3 protein-coding genes are annotated in these 3,491 nt (G+C 76.3%); 1 reads left to right on the top strand and 2 read right to left on the bottom strand.

From position 1 onward, the window contains the following. Positions 1-42 precede the first annotated feature (42 nt). A complete protein-coding gene (locus ACFU5G_RS29575) occupies positions 43-1,323 on the bottom strand; it encodes an amidohydrolase (protein WP_377252664.1) in 1,281 nt (426 codons plus the stop codon). Then, positions 1,320-2,615 carry a YncE family protein gene (locus tag ACFU5G_RS29580; RefSeq protein WP_377252666.1) on the bottom strand — a complete coding sequence of 432 codons (1,296 nt, stop codon included), beginning with the start codon at positions 2,613-2,615 and terminating at the stop codon, positions 1,320-1,322. The genes ACFU5G_RS29575 and ACFU5G_RS29580 overlap by 4 nt, the downstream gene beginning before the upstream one ends. Positions 2,616-2,657: 42 nt before the next feature. Here ACFU5G_RS29580 and ACFU5G_RS29585 point away from each other — a divergent pair, with 42 nt between their 5' ends. Beyond that, positions 2,658-3,335, top strand: coding sequence for a GntR family transcriptional regulator (locus tag ACFU5G_RS29585; RefSeq protein ID WP_377252668.1), 678 nt, complete (start codon positions 2,658-2,660; stop codon positions 3,333-3,335). The last annotated feature ends 156 nt before the right edge of the window (positions 3,336-3,491 follow it).

Consider the following 3,491-nt stretch of genomic DNA (forward strand, 5'->3'; position numbering starts at 1 on the left):
GCACCAGGCCCGCCGCCGGCTCGGCCGGCTCTGCGTCCGGGCTCAGACCAGGACCTCGCCGTCCTTCGCGACGACGCGGCCGCCGGCGACGACGAGCGCGCGGCGCGGGGCGCGGACGACGGCGTCGGGCACGTTCTCGGCGTCGACCAGCACGACGTCGGCGGGCGCGCCGACGACCAGGTCGTGCACCTCGCGGCCGACGAACCGGGCGGCGTCCGCCGAGGCGATCCGGGCCGCGGTGACCAGGTCCTCGTCGTAGCGGAAGCCGGACAGCCGGGCGAGCTGCGTGGTCAGCGTGAGCAGGTCGCCGGTGCCGTAGGGCGACCAGAGGTCGCGGATGCCGTCCGTGCCCAGGCCGACGGGCACGCCGGCCGCGCGCAGCGCGTGCAGCGGCAGGGGAGCTGCGCCGATCGGCGCGACCGTCGACATGGTGATGCCCGCCTCGCCCATGGCGGCGACCAGGTCGGCCTGCCGCGAGCCGGCAAGCTGCCCGACGGCGAAGCCGTGCGCCACGTTCACCTTGCCCTGCAGGCCGGTGCGCAGCGTGCGGTCGATCATCAGCTCGATCTGGAACGCGCCGAGCTCGCCGCCGTCGTGCAGGTGCACGTCGATGCCGACGCCGCGCCGCTCAGCGATCGCGAACAGCCCGTCGAGCTGCCCCACGGGGTCGCGGTCGATCGAGGCCGGGTCCAGGCCGCCGATGTGCTCCGCGCCCGCGGCCGCCGCCTGGTCGAGCAGGTCGAGCACGCCCGGACGGCGCAGCACGCCGTCCTGCGGGAAGGCCACGATCTCGGCGTGCACCGCGCCGCCCAGCGCGGCCACGGCCTCGCGCACCACCTCGATGCCGCGCAGGCCGACGCCCAGGTCGACGTCCACGTGCGAGCGGACGGCGGTGGTGCCGGTGCGGACGGACTCGCGCAGCACGGCGAGCGTCACGTCGACGCCCGGGATGCCGAGCTCGTCGCGGTGCGCGCGCTCGTGCGCGATGCGGCCCTGCGTGCCCGGCTCGCCGCCGTAGCTCACCCACGGCTTGCCCCACCAGGACTTGTCCACGTGGGCGTGCGCGTTGACCAGGCCCGGGAGCGCGAGCAGGCCGCCGCCGTCGACGACGCCGGGCGCTGCTGTGTTCTGCGGCTCGGCGCCGTCGGTCGCGGCCGGGTCGTGCGGGACGACGGCGGTGATCACGCCGTCGGCGACGTGCAGGTCGCTGCGCTCGCCGCCCCAGGGGCGCACGTCGCGGAGGACGGTGACGGGCGTGGGCGTGGGCGTGGGCGTGGGCGTGGCGGCGGGCGTGCTGGCTGGGGGCGTGGTGGTGCCGGTCATGGGTTTCCTTCCACGGGGCTGTTCTCGGGTTCGGGGAGCGTGACCGGTACGACCGCCTGCGGGCGGCCGGGCACGCGGATCTCGTACGACTCGTCGGCGCCGTCGAGGGCGGCCGCGAGCGGGAGGACGGTCAGGCCGTCCCATGCGCCGTCCTGCGTGTAACCGCCGGCCAGGACGCCGAACGTGGCGCCGTCGTGCTGCCAGACCGTGACGGTCTCGTGCCGTCGCTCGGTCGGGAGCACGGTCGAGTCGCCCGCGGGGGAGGCGACCTCGATGCTCGCGCCGCTGTCCGCGTTGCCGAACGGGCCGTTGCCGGCGATCACGAGCGTGCCGTCGTCCGCGCGGGCGACGCCGTGCTGGTGCGTGTCGGCATCCAGGCCGGTGGTGGTCACGTCGCCCGTGGCGGGGTCGACGCGGGCGAGCGCGCGGCCCTGGTAGGGCAGCAGCAGGTCGCCGTCCGGGTCGAGCACCGCGTAGTGCGGCTTCTCGAACGACGCGAGGCCGCCCTCGGTGCCGAACGGCGCCACCTCGATCGCGTGCGCCTCGAACGACCCGGCGTCCACGACGGTGACGGTGAACCCGTCGTGGTCGATCGTGTACACCTCGCGGCCGTCGTCGCTGACCAGCACGTCGAACGGCCGCCGGCCGACCGGGACCGTGCGCTCGACGTCGCCGTCGGCCACGTCGATCTGCTCCAGGTACGCCTCCTCGCCCGTGCTCACCGCCACGTACACGGTGCCGCCGTCGGGGGAGACCGCGAGGCCGAGCCCGCCGGGGCGGTACTCGCCGTAGGCGACCCGGGCGGGGCGGTGCGCGTAGCCGACCAGGTCGGTGCGCTCGCGCGTGGCGAGGTCCACGACCGCGACACCCTGCGCCGTCGAGACGAACGCGCGGCCGGTGTCGGTGTGGACCGCGACGTCCCAGGGTGCCGCGCCGACGGTGATCTCGTCGACTACGGCGGGGCCGGCGGCTGACTCGGCTGAGCCTGCCTGCTCGCGTGGGTCGACCAGGGCGATCGTGTCGCGGTCGGCCTGGGTCACGAGGAGGAGCTGCTCGTCGGTCGCGGCCTCGTCCTCGGCGTCGGGGGTGACGGGCTTGTCGGGAGAGGCGGACGGCGTCGGTGCGGGAGTCGCGGATGGTGACTCGGTTGCCGTCTTCGGGGCCGCGCCCGGGGCCGCCGGTCCGCACCCGGCCAGCAGCAGGCCCGCGACGGCGGCGGCCGCGCCGATGCCGAGGGCTCGGCGGGCCGGTGCGCGGCGGCCCGGTGCGCGACGGCCGGCGGGGAGGGTCATCCAAAAATGGTATCCCATTTATGGAACTGGCAGGATGGCGCCATGAACGCGCCCTCGACAGAGCCCGCGACCGGGCCCTCCGGCGACTTCGAGCCCGAGTCGGTGCGGGTCGCGAGCGCGGTCCGCGAGCAGATCGTGGACGGGACGCGCGCGCCCGGCAGCCGGCTCGTCGAGCGCGACCTCGCCGCGGAGCTGGGCGTGAGCCGCATCCCGGTGCGTGACGCGCTGCGCGCGCTCGTCGCGGAGGGCCTGGTCACGCCGCGGCCGCGCACGTGGGCCGTCGTGCGGGAGTTCACCGACGCCGACGTCGCGCACCTGCAGGAGGTACGCGAGGCGACCGACCCGGTGCAGTTCCGGCTCGCGGCGCAGCGGCGCACCCCGGAGCAGCTCGCGGCCCTGACCCGCGCCTGGGAGCGGGAGGCCGAGGCCGCCGCGCGCGGCGACGGTCCGGCGGCGCGCCGGGCGGCGGCGGACTTCCACGAGGCGGTCGTCGCGGCGTCCGGCAACCCGGTGCTCGCCGAGCTGCACGCCGTCACCGCCAGCCGGGTGCGCTGGCTGCTGGCCCAGCACTCCGACCTCGCCGCCATCGCGGACGAGCACCGCGCGCTGCTGGACGCCGTCCGCGACGGTGATGCGGAGGCCGCCGCGCGGCTGGCGCGGGAGCACCTGAGCACGAGCCGCGCCGCGGCGGCCGAGCGCCGGGCCGAGCCGAGGGGCTAATCGGGCGGGTTGAGCCGGCGGGCTGAGCGGGTGGGCTGGGCTGGCTGAGTTGACCGGCTGGCAGGGAGGCCGAGCCTGTTGGCCGAGCACGGTCCGTGCCCCGGGAAAAACGTTGGTCTGCGAGGTGTGTTGCGCTGCGTAGACATTGTCTACGCC

Source organism: Promicromonospora sp. NPDC057488 (assembly GCF_042802395.1).
GTDB lineage: Bacteria > Actinomycetota > Actinomycetes > Actinomycetales > Cellulomonadaceae > Promicromonospora.